This window comes from Enterobacter sp. BNK-22, from assembly GCF_048684805.1.
Lineage (GTDB): Bacteria > Pseudomonadota > Gammaproteobacteria > Enterobacterales > Enterobacteriaceae > Enterobacter > Enterobacter quasiroggenkampii.
The window spans coordinates 2932198-2950001 of sequence record NZ_JBLQTT010000001.1 but is presented as its reverse complement, the minus strand read 5'-3'; the positions used below and the strand labels follow the sequence as shown (position 1 = coordinate 2950001).

Genomic DNA, 17804 nt, shown 5'->3' with positions numbered 1-17804 from the left:
TGAAAATCGAAACAACCCTTGCAGCATAGCGTGGATTATCGCAACGGAGAAGCCGTGCCAGACTGTGCTCACACAGCCTGAGGAGGGTGATATGCACACTATCGAACAGATTTTTATTAACGGCGAGTTTGTTACCCCGCACGGTACCGAACGGTTTGATTTGTACAATCCCGCGACGGCGCAGGTCATCGGCCAGGTTCGCCTGGCGGATGAGGTTGACGCTGAACGCGCTATCGCGGCGGCAAAAGCGGCGTTTCCGGCGTGGTCGCAGACCACAAAGCAGGAACGCATCGCCGCGCTGAAGCGCATGCACACCGCCGTGGCCGCCCGTCACGATGCGCTGCTGGACGCCATTGTCGAGGAGTACGGCGCGCCCGCCTCGCGCTCGGCATGGATGGCAAGCTATCCGGCAGAGGTGATTGCGCAGGCCATCGAGGCGCTGGAGGCGTTTGAGTTTGTCACCTCCGCAGGTGCCGCAACGGTGCAGATGACGCCACTTGGCGTGGCCGGGCTGATTACGCCGTGGAACAGCGATGCCGGGTTTATCTGCGGCAAACTGGCGGCCGCGCTCGCCGCGGGCTGCACGGCGGTGATCAAGCCGAGCGAAATGAGCGCCCTGCAAACGCAGATTGTCACTGAAGCGTTGCGCGATGCTGAATTACCGCCAGGGGTATTTAATATCGTCACCGGACGCGGCGAGACGGTCGGCGAAACGATTAGCCGTCATCCGGACGTGGCAAAAATCTCGTTCACCGGTTCCACGAATACCGGCAAGGCGATCCTGCGCAACGCGGCGGAAAGCTTTAAGCGCGTGACGCTGGAGTTGGGCGGTAAATCACCGACGATCCTGCTGGATGATGTGGATCTGGCGCAGGCGATCCCGCTGGTGATCCAGGCCGGGTTTATGAACAGCGGGCAGGCGTGCGTGGCCGGGACGCGCATTCTGGTGCCTTACTCGCTCAAGACGGAGATCGAAACCGCGCTGGCGCAGGCCGTGGCGGCGGTGAAATCCGGCGACCCGCGCAACAGCACGACAGACGTCGGCCCGATGGTCAGCGAGAAGCAGTGGCTTCGGGTGCAGGGCTATATCCGTAAAGGTCTCGAAGAGGGGGCACGCCTGCTGGCGGGCGGTGAAGGACGACCGGACGGCACGCAGGACGGCTGGTTCGTGCGTCCGACGCTGTTTACCGACGTGAACAACCGGATGACCATTGCCCGCGACGAAATTTTCGGCCCGGTGCTGTGCGTGATCCCCTATCGTGACGAGGCGGAGGCGATCGCCATTGCCAACGACACCGACTACGGCCTGAGCGCAATGGTGCTGGGCGGCGATGTGGACCGCGCACGACGCGTGGCGCAGCAGATTGTTGCCGGTCGCGTGCTGGTGAACACCCTGGCCCATGAACCGAAAGCGCCGTTCGGCGGGTTTAAGCACTCCGGTTTGGGGCGCGAGATGGGTGAGTGGGGAATTCGGGCGTTTATGGAGCCGAGGTCGATGGTGGGTTAAAACCCGCCCGGTGGCGCTGCGCTTACCGGGCCTACATGAGCCCGTAGGCCGGATAAGCGCAGCGCCATCCGGCGCAACACTTCGCTCCTTACCGAAGCATTGTGCTTTTCCCTCCTGCATTCTCTCCCCAACATCACAACGGAGAGAAAACCATGATCGCAGTCCTTTTCGAAGCCAAAGCCGCGCCTGCCCATCAGGCGCGCTATCTTCAGCTTGCTGCAGAGCTTAAGCCTTTGCTGGCCGACATCGACGGCTTTATTGATATCGAACGGTTCCAGAGCCTGACCACCGAGGGCAAAATCCTCTCCCTTTCCTGGTGGCGGGATGAAGAGGCCGTCCGCCGCTGGAAGCAGAACGTCTTTCATCAGGCGGCGCAGGCCGAAGGGCGTGAGTCAATTTTTGCGTACTACCGCATTCGGGTGGCGCAGGTCGTGCGGGAATATACCTCTGAAACCGGAGGGCATGCCGATGTATGACGTTCATGTCATTTTTCGCGATATCCCGGGTGAACTGGCGCGCTTTGGGCAGCTGCTGGGCCGCAACGGCGTGGGGCTGGAGGGCGGTGGCGTATTTGGTACACATGCCCATTTCCTGGTGGAAGACGGGGAAAAAGCGCGACGCGTGCTGCTTGACGCCGGGTTTACCGTGCAGGCGGTGCGAAAGCCGGTGATCAGAAAGCTTAAGCAGGAACGCCCTGGCGAGCTGGGGGAGATCGCAGCGGCGCTGGCGGCACGCGGTGTGTCAATCATGACTCAGTACAGCGACCATGCGAATCACCTTATTCTGCTGACGGATGATGATAAGCTGGCCGCAGAGATCACCGAACCCTGGGCGGCCCATGCTTAAGACGAGTTTACCCCCTGATAACAGCGCGTTGCTGGAAAAGGCGATTGCCGCTGTAGCGGCTGCAATGGCCGATCCGTCGCGCGTGAAGATGCTCTGTGCGCTAATGGACGGGCGGGCGTGGACGGCCACTGAACTGAGCGCGGCGGCAGATGTCGCACCGTCGACCGCCAGCGGGCATCTCGCCCGACTGCTTGAAGGGCAACTGATAACCTGCCTGTCGCAAGGGCGGCATCGCTATTATCGTCTTGCCGGGCACGACGTGGCGGCGCTGGTGGAGCAGATGATGGGGCTTTCGTGGAGCCGCATGACCCCGCCGGAAACCACCGCGCCGAAAGCCATGCGTGAAGCCCGGACCTGCTATGACCATCTCGCAGGCGCGGTGGCGGTGCAGATTTATGATTTCATGCAGGCGGAAGGCTGGCTGGAGGCTGATGGTTCAGCATTGACACTCTATGGCCGGAAGCAGTTCCTGACGCTCGGCATTTCGTTAAGCGCGCATCCGCGCCGGAAGGCCTGCTGCGCCTGCCTGGACTGGAGCGAGCGGCGGTTTCACCTTGGCGGAGAAGCCGGCGCGTTGCTGCTCGACCATCTGGAAAATAAAGGCTGGATCCAGCGGGTGGCGGGGTATCGGGAGGTGGTGGTGACGGCGTCGGGTAAGGCCGCTGTAAAGAGGCTTTTTAGCCGCTAAAAACGCCCGGTGGCGCTGCGCTTACCGGGCCTACGCATACATCGCCTCCAGTAAGACCTTTCGCAATTCCTGCGCTTTCGCCTCTCGTTTCTTGATAGTTACCCTGATAACTATTATCTTGACCGCGTGTGACGAGAGGTTTCCCCATGAGTGAAGAAGAACTGTTCTGCCGCAGACCGATGGGCATGCGGATGGCGATGATCGTGCGCCAGTGGCGTGCCGTCATCGACGAGGCCATTCTCGATACCGGGTTAACCCAGTCGAGCTGGACGGTGATGATGCAGCTTCATCAGCTCGGGGATAACGTCTCAATGAGTGAGCTGGCGGAGGTGCAGGGCATTGAACTGCCGCCGCTGATGCGCACCCTGACACAGCTGGAAAAGCAGGGATACCTGCTGCGCGCTGTATCGCCTTATGACAAGCGCATCCGGCTTCTGACGCTGACACCTGAGGGAAAAGCCCTGTTACAAAGGCTCACTCAGGTGATTGAGACGTATCAGGCGCGCGTATCGCAAAACATCGCGCCGGAACATCTCGACATTTTCAGCGCCACGTTGAATCAAATCGCCTGCAATTTGCGGACAATCCGCGAAGAAGATAACAAGACCGAAAAATAATGACCCCTGAACAAAAGTTTGCCCGCTGGGTAAGGGTGAGTATTGCCTCTTTCCTGCTGATGTTTGTCTACTTTATCGTCGCGGATATCTGGATCCCGCTGACGCCGGACTCCACCGTGATGCGCGTGGTGACGCCGGTGTCTCCGCGCGTCTCCGGTTACGTGGCGGCGGTACACGTCCACAACAACAGCCAGGTGAAGAGAGGCGATCTGCTGTTTGAGCTCGATGACACGCCGTTTCGCAATAAGGTGGAAGCGGCGCAAATCGCGCTCGAGCAGGCACGCCTGTCCAACGAACAGCTGGATGCGCAGATCGCCGCCGCGCAGGCCAGCCTGAAAACCGCCGTGCTGACCGCGCGTAACGACAAAGTGACTTTTGATCGCTACCAGAAGCTGAGTACGCTGCAGAACGTCTCGCAGGCGGATCTGGATAAAGTCCGCACCACCTGGCAGAGCAGTGAACAGTCCGTCAGCTCAATTCAGGCCAACATCCAGAACCTGCGTATCCAGCGCGGCGAGCGGGACGAGCACCGCAACGTGACGCTGCAAAAATACCGTAACGCGCTGGATGAAGCAGAGCTGAATCTCGGCTGGACGAAGGTCTACGCCCAGGCGGACGGTACGATCAGTAACCTGCAGTTGAGCCCCGGCTTCTATGCTTCATCCGGTTCCGCCGCGCTGGCGCTGGTGAACAACCAGACCGATATCGTGGCCGATTTCCGTGAGAAGAGCCTGCGCCATACGCATCAGGGCACCGATGCGGCCGTGGTGTTTGACGCCTTCCCGGGACACGTTTTCCGCGCCCACGTCACCAGCAGCGACGCGGGGATCCTGGCAGGTCAGGAGGCCGTTAACGGCCAACTCTCCGAGCCGGAAACCTCCAACCGCTGGGTGCGCGACGCCCAGCGCATGCGCATTCACGTGACGCTGGACGAGGCGCTGCCGAAGCATCTGCCGACCGGCGCCCGCGCGACCGTGCAGCTTTACAACAGCGAAGGGCCGTTTGCGCGCTTCTTCTCCGGGATGCAGATCCACCTGGTAAGCCTGCTTCACTATGTCTATTAGTACCCTGGCGCGGGTCTTTACCCCGCACGGCAACATCGTCTACACGGCAAACGACTTTCGCCAGACCCTGCGCATCGTCTTTGCCGGGATGGTTGCGCTCAGCATCTCCAGTTTCTATAACACCAGCTACGGCGTCTTTTTCGTGGTCTATCCGATCATGCTGCTCTCGCTGGTGCCGGTGTTTAACCGCCACGTGGCGAAGCAGTTTATCTTCAGCGCATCGCTCAACTGCGTTGAAATGGTGATTATCATCGGCTATTTGTCGCAATGGCCGATCATCATGACGCTGGTGGTGTTTGCCCTGTACGTGATGCGCTTTCGCTTTATGAGTAAAGGCCCGCTGTTTCTGTTCGGTTCGATGGGCGTGGTGTGCCAGAGCGTGATGCTCAACTTTATGAGCTACCCCACCACCAACTGGCACACGCTGCTGTTTTCCAACATCGAAGCGAGCGTGATGGCGGTGTGCCTGAGCGCGCTGATGAACTATCTCCTGCCGGACGTGGAGCCCCGCAAGCCGCCGCCGCTGATTGAGAAAGACGACGCCCGCGTGCGCCACGAGTCGCTGCTCTCCGGTACCGTCGCGACGCTGATATTCGTCGTTTTTCAGATCAGCGACTTAAGCGATTCGCTTTCGGCGCTGATGGCAGGGATTTTGATCCTGTTCCCGATGCACTATCGCGGCGCGGTGATGAGCTCCATCTGGCGCGTGGTCGGCGTGGTGCTGGGCTGTCTCTATATTCTGGTGGTGCAGTTGATCCTCTACGATCACAGCAGCCATATGCTGCTGATGATGCCGCTGATCGGCCTTGGGCTGGCGTTTGGTGCGCGACTCCACGTGATGGAGAAGGTGGGGGCGGGCGTGGGCTTCTCCAGCATCACCACCATCGGGATAATGTTCGGGCAGAACATGCACCCGGACACTGACCTGGTGTTCAGCGATCTGTACCGCATCACCTCCGTCACCTTTTCGCTGGTGGCGACGCTGACGATGGTCTTTCTGGTGCACCTGATCCTGAACCGCTTCGAGGCGACGCGCTACGTCATCGCGCCGCCCAAAGCGGATTAATGTCCCAGCACGGCAGGCAGCTGCGAGAGTAAAAACAGGATCAGGCCAATCGTCCCGCCCACCAGGGTGCCGTTGACGCGGATAAACTGCAGATCCTTGCCAATGTTCAGCTCAATCTGGCGGGACATGTCTTTGGCATCCCAGCTTTTCACCGTGTCGCTGATATGGCGTGTCAGGAACGCAGCAAAATCCGGCGCGAGGCGGTGCGCGGCCTGCTCCAGATGCTCGTTCAGCGAGGCCTGCAGGTTCGCATCGTTCGTCAGCGTTTCACCGAACCACAGCCCGGCGTTGGCGATGCGCTGCTTCACGCGCGAGTCCTCACTCTGCATATCCGCCTTCAGCCACTGGCGCAGATCGGCCCACATCTCGCCCAGATAGCGGTTAAACGCCTCATCGTTTTTCAGGTAATGCTTGATGTTGTCGGCTTTGGCCGCCATGTCCGGATCGTTTTTCAGGTTGTCGATAAGCTTCAGCGTGGCGCGGTCAAACGCCTGGCGGATCTGGTGCGTGCGGTCGTGGCTGATATCGTCCAGCAGCGTGTTGACCGCGTTCGATACCATCTCCGCACTCTGATCGCCCAGCCACTCGGTGGGCAGCACCATCGCTTTGCGGGGATGCTCGGTTTTGAGCCAGTGGATGATCTGGTCGGCGATAAAGTCCCGCGTGCTTTCCCGCTGAATCAGCGTAATCAGCCGGTTGATGATGGTGTCCAGCAGCACCTGATGGCGGTTGTTTTTGGTCATGCTCTCCAGCATCACGGCGCTGGTTTCGGTGAAATCGACCTTGTCGATGGCCTTATGCACCGCGCGTTTGAGCAGGCGCTGAATGCGCCCGTCGTCGGTCAGCTCGAGAAAACCGCTCATTACCTGCATCAGATGCAGCCCGACGCGCTGGGCGTTGTCAGCCTTGCTGAACCAGGCACCAATCATCTGGGCAGGCTCATAGCGGCGGATCAACGCCACCAGCGACTGGGTATCCAGAAACTTTTCCTGCACGAACTGGCCGAGATTGTCGCCGATCCGGTCTTTATTGCGCGGGATGATCGCCGTATGGCGGGAGATAAAGGGAATCGGCACCCGGCGGAACAGCGCGACGACCGCAAACCAGTCAGCCAGCGCACCGACCATTGCCGCCTCGGCAATGGCCTTGACGCCGCGCACCCAGAAGGTCTGCGGCAGGAACAGGGTGGTGATAAAGGCCGCGGCGGCAACCAGCAGCAGCGACAGCGCCAGCAGCTTGGCGCGTTTGAGTTCAGCTATTTTTTCCATGGGTTAAGGATAGAGGCAAGTGAACCAAAAGTGCAAAACTGGTGTAAGGGGGAGACGCATACTCAGTGTGAACCAATGGCGTCTATATAAAAAATATATACATCTAAATTTTCTATTATTAATTTTTCTATATTTTTTGTGCTTATTTATTTTCGGACGTAATGTTTTGTGACCGTCGTAGTCATTTTAACGTTCCTGCTAGCCATAAGATAAAGGACTATTTATGAAAGGAGACGGTATCGATGACATGGGAGTATAAAGTTTCGACGGGGGTATTGAGCCATAATGGTGTGTTTGTCGCTAACTGCTACAGCGGTGCGGGTGAATCGAAAGATAAGCCAGAGTGTGAAAGTCAACGAAACAGAGGCCCCATTCCCAGAGGTATTTATTTTATTGCCGGGTGGAATAATCATAAAAGTGCTGAGGCCATTATTCTTGAGCCTATAGCGGGGACCAATACCTTTGGTAGAGATCATTTTCAAATTCACGGTGATAAAAAAGGCCAGCCGCCAGGTTCTGCATCAGCAGGTTGCATCATTATGAACGGTCAGGACAAGCGTCATATGATTTATGATTCGGGTGATACAATACTGGTGGTGCGATAATGAAGTATATTATTGCGCTATTCTTCTTGTGCTTACCGATGGGGTTATTTGCCAAAAAACACACTCCTGAACAGATATTGCAGATGATAAACGACAAAGGCGCCATGTCTGTTGTAGCGGAGCTGGATTCAAATGATACGGGTGAGTCGGAATGGTGGAATCATGTCATACCAGAGATAAGTAAAGGAACTCAGGCATGGTTAGCCGTGGCGAGTGCCCTTGAACCCGGAGTGGACGCCAGTACGGCTGAAGATTTAAAGGCGGCGCTTTCTGAAGCCATCCCACATAACCCTGAAGGTGTCTTAGCAATCTTAAAAGACGATAAACCGTTACTCACTGTTGAACAAATATGCGCGTTTGCGAATTTCCCCGAAACCGAGGCAGAGAGTAATAAACTTGTTGTGGATTCAATCAGGGAGATGTTCAAAATAAAAAGTCCGGAGGGTAAAAGATGTCTCGCCGTTATGATCTCAACTGTTGAACACTCTTTTCCATTCGATAAGGATATGTAAATGGCCATTCCAGGATATATGTCATTAACTGACGATGCGGGTAATAGCATAAAAGGCAGCGTGAAAGTTAAAGACCGTGAAAACCAGATTGAGGTTTTAGGGCTCTATCATAACGTAAGCTATAATTCTGACCTGCATAATGGCAGAGCATTGAGCAAACGCCAGCATCGTCCCTTTCTGATTGAGAAGGAAATTGATGCCTCCAGCGTTTTTCTCTATAAAGCACTCAGTACGGGCGGTACGCTCAGGAAAGCGACTATCGACCTGTACAGAATCAATGATGCCGGTCAGGAAGAAATCTATTTCACGATAACGCTGGAAGCGGTGAAGGTCGTCACGGTGTTTTCATTAATGCATGACGTGAAAGAGACTTACCATGAAAAACAGGGTCATCTTGAGCTTGTTTTGCTTCGTTATGAAAAGATTACCTGGCATTACCGTGACGGTAACGTTATTCATTCGGATGACTGGGATTATCGGTTAGGGGCATAGAAAACGGCTGATAGGATTCTTTCATATCACCCGCCACAGCACCCACCCGCCAAACCCCATCAGCACCACCCCCGCCGTGCGCTCTATCAGCCACAGCGCACGGCTGAGCTTCTGTTGCACCGACGATAGCCCCATCATCGACACCAGTGCCAGATCCCACGCCAGCACCACCGTCACCATCCAGACGCCGCACGTTGCCTGCTGAAGCAGCGTCACGTCCGGCCCCAGTAGCGCCGTCATCAGCGCCAGATAGAACAACGCGTTCTTCGGATTAAGCAGCGCCGAGCCGAGCCCCAGCAGGATCTGCTTGCGCAGCGAGGGGCAGTGTTGACGGGTTTCATTCAGCCTCATCGCCTGCGGTTGGCTGCGCACCAGATGCGAGCCGATCCACAGCAGGTACAGTGCGCCGGATAACTCGATGAGCGTAAACAGCCATGCAAACTGGCGCAGCGCGCTCCAGCCGATAATCACCAGAACAATATAAAGCGCGTTACCCGCGGCGATGCCGACGCACAATCCGGCGCTGCCGCGCAGTCGGTAGCGCGCCGCGTAGCCCACCAGCAGGAAGAAGTCCGGCCCCGGGCTCAACAGCGCAACAAAATGCGCCAGCGCCAGGGCGAGAAAAGCAGAAGGGAAGAACAGTTCCATAGCAACCTCGGTTAACAATCTGAGGTCAGGCTACGGTGATACCAGCGTTATTTATTGTCAGATATTGATCGGCCCGTCGCGTACTGGCGCGGCGTGGCGGCGGTATAGCTGACGAAGGTCTTATGAAAATGGCTCTGGTCGGCAAAGCCGCTCTGGTAGCCGACGTCGGCGATGTCGTCCCCGGCACGTAGCCGCGCTTTGGCGAACTCCACGCGGGAGATGTTGAGGAAGCTGCCCGGCGTCAGGCCGGTATCCTGCCGGAAGGTGCGGATCAGCGTCTCCTTGCGCAGCGAGAATCGTTGGGCAAGTTCGTCAAGCGAAGGCGGTGTGGCCAGGTCGGCAAGAAACGCCTGCCGCACGTGCTGACTGGTTGAGCGAAGCGCATCTGCGTTTTCCACGCAGCGGGGCAGGGCTGAAAGCAGCGTGTCCACGGATACAGGCGACATCATCTCAACAATATCCAGGTAGCGCTTAAACAGCGTAGGGTCGCGAATCACCTGTAACGCCAGAGGAATATCGGTGTCGATATAGAGCATATGGTAGCTGCGCGGTTGCCCGGCGACGGGGTTGCAGCTGTGCGGCGCAGAGGCCGGGATCACAATGAGGTCCCCGGGGTTAAGAATGTATTCTTTGTCATGACAAATGCAGCAGGTCTGGCCTTCCATAATCGCGCCGATAGAGAGCTGAGGGTGACTGTGGCGTTTGTACGCCTGCTTGCTCTGCCACGTGCTGCGCAGCTCAAGGCCTGAGGCGCGGTGAAAAGTCTGCCGGATGTGTCGGGTATCGGTCATAAGCCCTCCTTCTGGACGTTTTTTATACCACGTCAGCGAACCGTCTGGCAGCGCTTCATTAAGAACCTTCCGGATATACCCAACTTTACGTCCACGGCCAGTCATGTTGACTACCCTTAATACCCTAAGCGGTAAAACAAGGAGATTCGACATGGCTTATCAGACAGTAAATCCTGCCACTAACCAGCTCATCAAAGAATACCCCTCGCATACCGACGCGGATATCGACGCGGCACTGAAGGCGGCCGATGCGCTTTATCATTCGGACTGGGCGAAAGGCGACATCAATCAGCGCCTGCCGGTGCTGCATAAGCTTGCCGATCTGATCGACGAGCGCACCGAGGATCTGGCGAAAATCGCCAGCCAGGAGATGGGTAAGCTCATCGAACAGAGCCGCGGCGAAGTGAAGCTGTGCGCGCAGATCGCCCGCTATTATGCTGACAACGCGAAGCAGTTCCTGGCCCCGGTGAAGTATCAATCCGAACTCGGGGAAGCGTGGGTGGAGCATCATCCCATCGGCGTGCTGATGGCCGTTGAGCCGTGGAACTTCCCGTATTACCAGCTGATGCGCGTCCTGGCACCAAACCTGGCGGCGGGCAACCCGGTGATCGCCAAGCATGCCAGCATCGTGCCGCACTGCGCCGAGACCTTTGCCCACCTGGTCCGCGAGGCGGGCGCGCCGGAAGGGGCATGGACTAACCTGTTTATTTCGTCCGAGCAGGTGGCAAACATCATTGCCGACGATCGCGTGCAGGGTGCCGCATTAACCGGCTCCGAAAAAGCCGGTAGTGTGGTGGCCGCACAGGCGGCGAAGCACATTAAGAAATCCACGCTGGAGCTGGGCGGTAACGACGTCTTCGTGGTGCTGGACGACGCGGACCTGGACAAAGCCGTCAAGACTGGCGTGAATGCGCGTCTCAACAACGCCGGGCAGGTCTGTACCGCGGCGAAGCGCTTTATCCTGCATGAAAAGATCGCGGATGCCTTCCTGAGCAAATTCACCGAGGCGTTTAAGCAGGTGAAGATTGGCGATCCGCTGGACGAAAGTACTACGCTGGGGCCGCTGTCGTCGAAAGATGCGCTAGAAACGTTGACCAAACAGGTTAACGAGGCGGTGAAAAACGGCGCGACGCTGCACTATGGCGGCAAGCCGGTGCAGCGCGACGGGAGCTTTTTTGAACCGACGATCCTGACGAACATCTCGCGCGACAACCCGGCGTACTTCGAAGAGTTCTTCGGCCCGGTAGCGCAGATGTACGTGGTGAAAAACGACGACGAGGCGGTCGCGCTGGCGAACGACTCCCACTACGGCCTGGGCGGGGCGGTATTCAGTCAGGATATCGAGCGTGCGAAGAAAATGGCGTCGCGGATCGAGACCGGGATGGTGTACATCAACTGGCTTACCGATACCGCGCCAGAGCTGCCGTTCGGCGGCGTGAAGCGCTCCGGTTACGGACGCGAGCTGTCGGATCTGGGGGTCAAAGAGTTTGTGAACCAGAAGCTGGTGGTGGTGCGTCAGTAAGAGGTCATAAAAAACCTGCCAGCCGGCAGGTTTTTTAAGGGGATTATTGCACTTCGATCTTGTCCCAGCCGCTTTTGAACATGCAGCTGTCAACCAGCGTATCCCGGCGATATTCATTCGCATCTTCAACCGTGTAGCTCGTGGAAATATCCTTTTTCTTTTTCGATTTGTCCGTTTTTTCCGAGCTCGAACCGGTAACCACGTTATCCGGGGGAAGATCGATCAGTGCCTGCGCTTCGCATTCCGTGAGCTTTTTATTCATTTCCGCGTCGCTGACGCCCGGTTTCACCCATTTGTACTGGACGCAGCCGGTGAGCATCAGCGTGAGGCTCAGAACGCAAAGCGCGGTCATGCGGTGTTTCATCAGAAGGTGACTCCACCGCCTACATATGCGCCGTCAATCAGCGTGTGGTTCGGACGACCGTCTTTACCATCAACGCTCACGTGGCGGTAGCCCACTTTCAGGGTCACCGGCGCGATTGGCGTCCAGCTTACGCCACCGTTGGCTTCCACGTAGTTTTTCACGCTGTTGTTCAGCCCTTCTGGCGCCACGTAGCCTTCACCGTACACGTGGATGCTGTCGGTCAGGGCAACGTTTACGCCGCCGCCGATCGGGAACGCCACGCCGTTATCGCCTTTTTTCGGGCCGATGTAGATGGCTTTGGCACCCGCATTCAGCATTACCGGGCCTACTTCCAGGTTGTAGCCTGCGCCCACGCCGCCGGTCTGGGTACCGTCATCGGTGTTTTTAAGCCAGTTGCTTTCGGCATACAGGCCGGATGAGGATTTCCCCATTTCCAGGTTGAGGTTGGTAAAGTTTTTACCCTGCTCAATGCTGCCACCCATTGCCAGAGCGGAACCCGAGAGGGCAGTCAGAGCAGAAAGAAGAAGGATATTCAGTTTTTTCATATTTTATGCCTCGTCATTAAATTCATCTGGGGGCACCTTAACAAGCGATGTTTATGACTGCAAATGTGATGAAGGTCGCTGTTTTATACTGATATTGTTAACTTTTTTATTTGAAATGTTGCATCGATGTTTGATTGTCGAGGTGTCAACGCGTGATGTTCGGACGTTTAGGCACCGTTTAATTTTTTGACTAAACATAAACTGAACGAGGAAGGGATAGTGATTAGAGGCGAATTAATTGAGTTTCTAATAATTTCCAAAAGTATTTCAGATGACACACAATACAACACAACCTTACATTTCCGGGCAATGAATATACGTTCACCCGCGCACGCCGGTTGCCTTTCTATGTCATTTTTCTGACACGTTTATTCTTTACGTTGTTGGCTTCACTTACTGGATGCTAACAATATGAAAAGAAAAATTATTCCTGTGCTTATCGGTTGTGCGCTCTCTTTCTCTGGCCTGGCGGCACAGCCTACCGCTGAGCGCTATGTCGTCAGCTTCCCCGAGGGCTCCCATGTGAAATACAGCGGCGCGTTTGCCGATGCGTTTCCGAATGGGCTCCCGGTGGGGATTGGTTCTGGCCTGCTGTTTACGGGCAAGCAGGGCGATGCCCTGACGTTTGCGACCGTGACCGATCGTGGTCCCAACGCCGATGCGCCAAAAATGGGTAAAAACGAAGCCAAAATATTTGTCACGCCAGATTTCGCGCCGTTGTTGATGACCATCCGCGTCCAGAACGGCAAAGCGGAGGCGGTTGATGCCCGCCCGCTGCATGACGATAAAGGCGAGATTAACGGTCTGCCGCTGCAAAGCGGCGTGATTGGTTCCACCAATGAAGTGGCGTTCAGCGATACCTTAAAGACGCTCAAGGGTGACAATCGCGGACTGGATACGGAAGGCATCACGCCGGACGGCAAAGGCGGCTACTGGCTGTGCGACGAGTACGGCCCGTTCCTGATTAACGTCGACAGCAAAGGCAAGATCCTCGCGATCCACGGGCCGCAGGCCGTGGAAGGGGAAAAATCCATCGCGGGCGGTCTGCCAAACATCATCAAATGGCGCCAGCCCAACCGGGGCTTTGAAGGCCTGACCCGGATGCCGGACGGACGCATTATCGCCGCAGTGCAGAGCACGCTGGACATCGACGGTAAGAGCAAAAAGCAGGCGCTGTTCACCCGTCTGGTGAGCTTTGACCCGGCGACCGGCAAAACCGCGATGTACGGTTACCCTATCGACAGCGCGGCCTACGACAAAAACAGCGACGCCAAAATCGGCGATATCGTGGCGCTCGATAATCAGCACATCCTGCTGATTGAGCAGGGAAGCGATAAAAACGACGGAATGCGTAACCTGATTTACAAGGTGGATCTCAGCAAGGCGAGCGATCTTTCCGCCTTTGACAAGCCGGGCGAGTACCCGGAATTTGATGATGAGAAAACCCTGGCGCAGCGCGGCATTACGCTTGCAGCAAAAACGCAGGTGGTCGACCTCCGCGCGCTGGGCTGGCAGCAGGAGAAGGCTGAAGGACTGGCGCTGATCGACAGCAAAACGCTTGCGGTGGCGAACGATAACGATTTTGGCGTGAAGGTCGCGATGCAAAACCCGGTCGAGGGCAAGAAGCTCAAGGATTACCGGGTAAACGCGGAAGGCAAGCTGACGCTGGATGATAAACCGGTGGAAACCACGCTCAGCGTGAAGCCGCTGAAGAAGCCGGAGTCCGACAGCGAGCTGTGGATTGTGACGCTGCCGGAGGCGGTGCAATAAGTTTACCGCTCACCCCTCTCCCCATAGGGGAGAGGGGATTGTTCGGAGCGCATAGTTAAGCGGGGAGGCTATTTCTTCAGACCCGCAAACGCCGCCCGAATCTCCTCTTCCGGCAGCTGTATACCAATAAACACCATCACGCTGTGCGGCGGTTCATCGCCCCACGGTCGGTCCCAGTCGGCGCTGTACAGGCGCTGCACGCCCTGGAACAGCAGGCGGTTGGGCTCGCCGTCAATCCACAGCATCCCTTTGTAGCGCAGCAGCTTGTCGGCAAACGACAGCAGCAGGTTCTCCATCACGCGGGAAACCTCGCTGATATCTACCGGATAATCCAGCTCCACCACAATCGACGCCACGTCGTTTTGCTTGTCTCCCATAAAGTGGAAGCGCGGTTTCGCGGTGACGTTCTCCTCCAGCATAAAGCCGTTGGTGTTGAACAGCTGAGACAGGTCGATATCGCCGTGCGTCACCGTGTAAATTGGCGCGCGGGAGTTGATGCGCGTCAGGCGCTCGCGAAGCTTAACGCTTTCGCCCGCCACGTCGGTTTTGGTCAGCAGGATGCGGTCGGCGTAGCCCACCTGAGACTGGGCGATGGTGAACTGGTTCATCTGCTCGTCCGCGTGGACCGCATCGACCAGGGCAATCACGCCGTCCAGCAGGTAGCGTTGGCAAAGGATCTCATGGGAGAAAAAGGTCTGAATAATCGGGCCGGGGTCGGCCATGCCGGTGCACTCGATCACCAGACGGTCAAAGTCGATTTCACCGCGATCGCGGCTGTCGAGCAGGTCCAGCAGGGCGTCTTCCAGCTCGTTAGAGCGGGTGCAGCAGATGCAGCCGTTGGTCAGGGTTTTGATCTGCGTGGCGCGATCGCCAATCAGCTGGTCGTCTACGGAGACTTCGCCAAATTCGTTTTCGATGACGGCGATTTTGAAGCCGTGCTGCTCGTTCAGAATGTGGCGCAGCAGGGTGGTTTTACCGGCGCCGAGGAAACCGGTCAGCAGGGTAACGGCAATCGGGATCATGGTCTCTCCTTTAGCAGCAGCGGACGCCGCCTTCTCCACTTCCGCCGTAGCGCGCTTCCTGACGCTCGCGGAAGAATTCGGTGTAGGTCATGTATGGCTTATCCGGATGGTTGGTCTTCATATGCTCAACGTAGTTGTCATAGTCCGGAATGCCAATCAGCATTTTCGCCGCCTGACCGAGGTATTTTTTTGCTTCGCCTAAGTTACCAAACATAACGTGTCCTGATAAGAAAAAGCCCGGTGGCGCGCAGCGATCCGGGCCTACAGTACCGTTGTAGGGCGGGTCAGCGCAGCGCCACCCGCCATTGTGTTAGTGGTGTGAAGAGGTCTTCACGCCGCCTTCCGGCACCGGTACGTACGGGGTTTCTTTGTCCGTACGGCCTTCAGCGTTACGCACTTTCAACCAGGTTTTGATGCCGTAGAAGATAATGCTGTATACCACCACCAGGAACAGAATGCTCAGACCCGCGTTGGTGTAGTTGTTCACCACGATATGGTTCATGTTGGCAATCTGCTGGGCAGTCAGGTCTGCGCCGCCTGCGGCAATCTTCTCTTTGTACTGGTTAGCCATGAAGAAGAAGCCTTCCAGCTGCGGGTTGGCGCTGAACAGCTTCAGGCCAAGCGCCCAGGTGGTGCAGAGCAGCAGCCACAGCGCAGGCACCACGGTGACCCAGATGTATTTGGTGCGCTTCATCTTCACCAGTACCACGGTGCCGAGCACCAGCGCCACGGCAGCCAGCATCTGGTTTGAAATACCGAACAGCGGCCACAGGCTCTTCACGCCGCCGAGCGGGTCGACAACGCCCTGATACAGTAGGTAGCCCCACAGGCCGACGCAGCCCGCCGTACCCAGAATGCCCGCCACCAGAGAGTCGGTTTTCTTCAGGAACGGCACGAAGTTACCGAGCAGGTCCTGCAGCATGAAGCGGCCCGCACGGGTACCGGCGTCCAGCGCGGTCAGGATGAACAGCGCTTCGAACAGAATACCGAAGTGGTACCAGAAGCCCATGTCCGCCCACGGCAGCACTTTGTGGAACACGTGTGCGATACCGACGGCCAGCGTCGGTGCGCCACCGGCGCGGTTCAGCACGGACGGTTCGCCGATGTCTTTCGCGGTCTGCATGATCTGCTCAGGCGAAATCACGAAGCCCCAGGAGCTGACGGTCGCCGCCGCGTGTGCGCTGGCGTCTTTCAACTGCGCCATAATCAGCGCCGCGTTGTCGCCGCCCATCTCATGCAGGTTAGGCATAGTGATGCCGAGACCCGCCGGTGGGGTGTTCATCGCAAAGTACAGACCCGGTTCGATGATGGACGCGGCAACCAGCGCCATGATCGCCACGAAGGACTCCATCAGCATCGCGCCGTAGCCGATCAGACGTGCGTCTTTCTCGTTCGCCAGCAGCTTAGGCGTGGTACCCGAGGAGATCAGGGCGTGGAAGCCGGAGACCGCACCGCAGGCAATGGTGATGAACAGGAACGGGAACAGGGCGCCTTTCCATAGCGGACCGGTACCGTCGATGTACTGCGTTACCGCAGGCATTTTCAGATCCGGGTTGATCAGCAGGATGCCGATCGCCAGACCGACGATAACGCCGATTTTAAGGAAGGTGGCCAGGTAGTCACGCGGGGCCAGAATCAGCCAGACCGGCAGCAGCGCGGAGATAAATGCATAGCCAATCAGCGCGAAGGTGATAGTGGTGTCCTTGAAGGTCAGCGCCGGGCCCCAGTACGGGTCGTGCGCAATCACGCCGCCGAAGTAGATGGAGGCGACCAGCAGTACGATACCAATCACCGACACTTCACCCACGCGTCCCGGACGCAGGAATCGCATGTAGATCCCCATGAACAGCGCAATCGGTACGGTAGAGCAGACGGTGAAGACACCCCACGGGCTTTCGGCCAGCGCTTTCACCACGATCAGGGCCAGCACCGCAAGGATGATGATCATGATCAGGAAGCAACCGAACAGGGCGATAGTCCCCGGTACGCGGCCCATCTCCTCTTTGACCATCTCACCCAGAGAGGCGCCGTTACGGCGAGAAGAGATAAACAGCACCATAAAGTCCTGCACCGCACCCGCCAGCACCACGCCCGCCAGCAGCCAGAGCGTACCCGGCAGGTAGCCCATCTGCGCGGCCAGTACCGGGCCGACCAGCGGGCCCGCACCGGCGATCGCGGCAAAGTGGTGACCAAACAGCACGTAGCGGTTGGTTGGCACGTAGTTCAGGCCGTCATTGTTAATGACCGCCGGGGTGGCACGCGTCGGGTCGAGCTTCATGACCTTCTGCGCGATGTATAAGCTGTAGTAGCGATAAGCCACAAGATAGACGGAAACCGACGCGACCACGATCCACAGGGCGCTTACGTGTTCGCCCCGGCGTAATGCGACAACCGCCAGACAAAAAGCGCCGAGGATCCCGAGTAAGGCCCAGGGCACGTGCTTCAGTAGTTTTTTAGTATCCATAGTAAGACCTGGT

The 17804-nt window shown here is 57.3% G+C and carries 20 protein-coding genes; 12 read left to right on the top strand and 8 right to left on the bottom strand.

The annotated features are described in order from the left end of the window. The first annotated feature begins 91 nt into the window (after window positions 1-91). The 7 genes from ACMGGE_RS13950 (at window position 92) to ACMGGE_RS13920 (ending at window position 5788) form a co-directional block, all read left to right on the top strand. On the top strand, window positions 92-1507 hold the full coding sequence (locus tag ACMGGE_RS13950) for an aldehyde dehydrogenase family protein (protein ID WP_420293876.1): 1416 nt from the start codon (window positions 92-94) through the stop codon (window positions 1505-1507). Between the two features lie 152 nt (window positions 1508-1659). After that, complete coding sequence (locus tag ACMGGE_RS13945; RefSeq protein ID WP_048028659.1) at window positions 1660-1983, top strand: antibiotic biosynthesis monooxygenase family protein; 324 nt, start codon at window positions 1660-1662, stop codon at window positions 1981-1983. Then, window positions 1976-2353 (top strand): amino acid-binding protein, encoded by a 378-nt coding sequence (locus ACMGGE_RS13940; protein WP_420293875.1) that lies wholly within the window; start codon window positions 1976-1978, stop codon window positions 2351-2353. The genes ACMGGE_RS13945 and ACMGGE_RS13940 overlap by 8 nt, the downstream gene beginning before the upstream one ends. Beyond that, entirely contained in the window at window positions 2346-3041 is a 696-nt protein-coding gene (locus ACMGGE_RS13935; RefSeq protein WP_420293874.1) for an ArsR/SmtB family transcription factor, read from the top strand. The genes ACMGGE_RS13940 and ACMGGE_RS13935 overlap by 8 nt, the downstream gene beginning before the upstream one ends. A gap of 146 nt (window positions 3042-3187) precedes the next feature. After that, on the top strand, window positions 3188-3658 hold the full coding sequence (locus tag ACMGGE_RS13930; protein ID WP_024908312.1) for a MarR family winged helix-turn-helix transcriptional regulator: 471 nt from the start codon (window positions 3188-3190) through the stop codon (window positions 3656-3658). After that, complete coding sequence (locus ACMGGE_RS13925; protein WP_139125316.1) at window positions 3655-4722, top strand: HlyD family secretion protein; 1068 nt, start codon at window positions 3655-3657, stop codon at window positions 4720-4722. The genes ACMGGE_RS13930 and ACMGGE_RS13925 overlap by 4 nt, the downstream gene beginning before the upstream one ends. Next, the gene (locus ACMGGE_RS13920) at window positions 4712-5788 is read left to right on the top strand and encodes a DUF2955 domain-containing protein (protein ID WP_048225510.1); all 1077 of its coding nucleotides are present in this window, start codon (window positions 4712-4714) and stop codon (window positions 5786-5788) included. Before ACMGGE_RS13925 ends, ACMGGE_RS13920 begins: the two co-directional genes overlap by 11 nt. On the opposite strand, the gene ACMGGE_RS13915 is transcribed toward ACMGGE_RS13920, so the two are convergent. Then, window positions 5785-7056, bottom strand: a complete 1272-nt coding sequence (locus tag ACMGGE_RS13915; RefSeq protein ID WP_048225512.1) for a DUF445 domain-containing protein — start codon at window positions 7054-7056, stop codon at window positions 5785-5787. The genes ACMGGE_RS13920 and ACMGGE_RS13915 overlap by 4 nt on opposite strands. Window positions 7057-7298: 242 nt before the next feature. Between ACMGGE_RS13915 and ACMGGE_RS13910 the strand changes: the two genes are divergently transcribed. From ACMGGE_RS13910 to tssD, 3 genes are read left to right on the top strand one after another with little or no spacing between them, the layout of a single operon-like run. Next, on the top strand, window positions 7299-7661 hold the full coding sequence (locus ACMGGE_RS13910; protein ID WP_021240619.1) for a tlde1 domain-containing protein: 363 nt from the start codon (window positions 7299-7301) through the stop codon (window positions 7659-7661). Continuing rightward, entirely contained in the window at window positions 7661-8173 is a 513-nt protein-coding gene (locus ACMGGE_RS13905; protein WP_420293873.1) for a hypothetical protein, read from the top strand. Before ACMGGE_RS13910 ends, ACMGGE_RS13905 begins: the two co-directional genes overlap by 1 nt. Beyond that, complete coding sequence (tssD, locus tag ACMGGE_RS13900) at window positions 8174-8665, top strand: type VI secretion system tube protein TssD (RefSeq protein WP_032655043.1); 492 nt, start codon at window positions 8174-8176, stop codon at window positions 8663-8665. Between the two features lie 21 nt (window positions 8666-8686). Here the strand turns inward: tssD and ACMGGE_RS13895 are convergent, their stop codons facing one another. Both ACMGGE_RS13895 and ACMGGE_RS13890 read right to left on the bottom strand, forming a co-directional pair. Continuing rightward, window positions 8687-9313 carry a LysE family translocator gene (locus tag ACMGGE_RS13895; RefSeq protein ID WP_111967181.1) on the bottom strand — a complete coding sequence of 209 codons (627 nt, stop codon included), beginning with the start codon at window positions 9311-9313 and terminating at the stop codon, window positions 8687-8689. Window positions 9314-9360: 47 nt separating this feature from the next. Beyond that, window positions 9361-10104, bottom strand: a complete 744-nt coding sequence (locus ACMGGE_RS13890; RefSeq protein WP_048028706.1) for an AraC family transcriptional regulator — start codon at window positions 10102-10104, stop codon at window positions 9361-9363. A 151-nt stretch (window positions 10105-10255) separates the two neighbouring features. Here ACMGGE_RS13890 and ACMGGE_RS13885 point away from each other — a divergent pair, with 151 nt between their 5' ends. Next, window positions 10256-11626, top strand: a complete 1371-nt coding sequence (locus ACMGGE_RS13885) for an NAD-dependent succinate-semialdehyde dehydrogenase (RefSeq protein WP_048028641.1) — start codon at window positions 10256-10258, stop codon at window positions 11624-11626. Between the two features lie 43 nt (window positions 11627-11669). On the opposite strand, the gene ACMGGE_RS13880 is transcribed toward ACMGGE_RS13885, so the two are convergent. After that, window positions 11670-11990: a hypothetical protein gene (locus tag ACMGGE_RS13880; protein WP_008501314.1), complete on the bottom strand. Its 321-nt coding sequence runs from the start codon at window positions 11988-11990 to the stop codon at window positions 11670-11672. Continuing rightward, window positions 11990-12535 carry a YfaZ family outer membrane protein gene (locus ACMGGE_RS13875; RefSeq protein ID WP_047746519.1) on the bottom strand — a complete coding sequence of 182 codons (546 nt, stop codon included), beginning with the start codon at window positions 12533-12535 and terminating at the stop codon, window positions 11990-11992. The genes ACMGGE_RS13880 and ACMGGE_RS13875 overlap by 1 nt, the downstream gene beginning before the upstream one ends. A 411-nt stretch (window positions 12536-12946) precedes the next feature. Between ACMGGE_RS13875 and ACMGGE_RS13870 the strand changes: the two genes are divergently transcribed. Further along, a complete protein-coding gene (locus tag ACMGGE_RS13870) occupies window positions 12947-14305 on the top strand; it encodes an esterase-like activity of phytase family protein (RefSeq protein ID WP_420293872.1) in 1359 nt (452 codons plus the stop codon). 68 nt (window positions 14306-14373) lie between these two features. Here ACMGGE_RS13870 and yjiA read toward each other — a convergent pair whose 3' ends face one another. From yjiA to ACMGGE_RS13855, 3 genes are all read right to left on the bottom strand, one after another. Continuing rightward, window positions 14374-15327 carry a GTPase gene (gene yjiA / locus ACMGGE_RS13865; protein WP_420293871.1) on the bottom strand — a complete coding sequence of 318 codons (954 nt, stop codon included), beginning with the start codon at window positions 15325-15327 and terminating at the stop codon, window positions 14374-14376. Window positions 15328-15337: 10 nt separating this feature from the next. Further along, entirely contained in the window at window positions 15338-15541 is a 204-nt protein-coding gene (locus ACMGGE_RS13860; protein WP_003856610.1) for a YbdD/YjiX family protein, read from the bottom strand. 96 nt (window positions 15542-15637) lie between these two features. Then, window positions 15638-17791, bottom strand: a complete 2154-nt coding sequence (locus tag ACMGGE_RS13855; RefSeq protein ID WP_024908297.1) for a carbon starvation CstA family protein — start codon at window positions 17789-17791, stop codon at window positions 15638-15640. Between the last annotated feature and the right edge of the window lie 13 nt (window positions 17792-17804).

Coding starts and splice junctions, on each gene's coding strand:
- tssD (WP_032655043.1), top strand. CDS start 8,174: ATGGCCATTCCAGGATATATGTCATTAACTGACGATGCGGGTAATAGC.
- ACMGGE_RS13915 (WP_048225512.1), bottom strand. CDS start 7,056: ATGGAAAAAATAGCTGAACTCAAACGCGCCAAGCTGCTGGCGCTGTCG.
- ACMGGE_RS13870 (WP_420293872.1), top strand. CDS start 12,947: ATGAAAAGAAAAATTATTCCTGTGCTTATCGGTTGTGCGCTCTCTTTC.
- ACMGGE_RS13885 (WP_048028641.1), top strand. CDS start 10,256: ATGGCTTATCAGACAGTAAATCCTGCCACTAACCAGCTCATCAAAGAA.
- ACMGGE_RS13930 (WP_024908312.1), top strand. CDS start 3,188: ATGAGTGAAGAAGAACTGTTCTGCCGCAGACCGATGGGCATGCGGATG.
- ACMGGE_RS13905 (WP_420293873.1), top strand. CDS start 7,661: ATGAAGTATATTATTGCGCTATTCTTCTTGTGCTTACCGATGGGGTTA.
- ACMGGE_RS13910 (WP_021240619.1), top strand. CDS start 7,299: ATGACATGGGAGTATAAAGTTTCGACGGGGGTATTGAGCCATAATGGT.
- ACMGGE_RS13855 (WP_024908297.1), bottom strand. CDS start 17,791: ATGGATACTAAAAAACTACTGAAGCACGTGCCCTGGGCCTTACTCGGG.
- yjiA (WP_420293871.1), bottom strand. CDS start 15,327: ATGATCCCGATTGCCGTTACCCTGCTGACCGGTTTCCTCGGCGCCGGT.
- ACMGGE_RS13875 (WP_047746519.1), bottom strand. CDS start 12,535: ATGAAAAAACTGAATATCCTTCTTCTTTCTGCTCTGACTGCCCTCTCG.
- ACMGGE_RS13920 (WP_048225510.1), top strand. CDS start 4,712: ATGTCTATTAGTACCCTGGCGCGGGTCTTTACCCCGCACGGCAACATC.
- ACMGGE_RS13940 (WP_420293875.1), top strand. CDS start 1,976: ATGTATGACGTTCATGTCATTTTTCGCGATATCCCGGGTGAACTGGCG.
- ACMGGE_RS13895 (WP_111967181.1), bottom strand. CDS start 9,313: ATGGAACTGTTCTTCCCTTCTGCTTTTCTCGCCCTGGCGCTGGCGCAT.
- ACMGGE_RS13945 (WP_048028659.1), top strand. CDS start 1,660: ATGATCGCAGTCCTTTTCGAAGCCAAAGCCGCGCCTGCCCATCAGGCG.
- ACMGGE_RS13950 (WP_420293876.1), top strand. CDS start 92: ATGCACACTATCGAACAGATTTTTATTAACGGCGAGTTTGTTACCCCG.
- ACMGGE_RS13890 (WP_048028706.1), bottom strand. CDS start 10,104: ATGACCGATACCCGACACATCCGGCAGACTTTTCACCGCGCCTCAGGC.
- ACMGGE_RS13935 (WP_420293874.1), top strand. CDS start 2,346: ATGCTTAAGACGAGTTTACCCCCTGATAACAGCGCGTTGCTGGAAAAG.
- ACMGGE_RS13860 (WP_003856610.1), bottom strand. CDS start 15,541: ATGTTTGGTAACTTAGGCGAAGCAAAAAAATACCTCGGTCAGGCGGCG.
- ACMGGE_RS13880 (WP_008501314.1), bottom strand. CDS start 11,990: ATGAAACACCGCATGACCGCGCTTTGCGTTCTGAGCCTCACGCTGATG.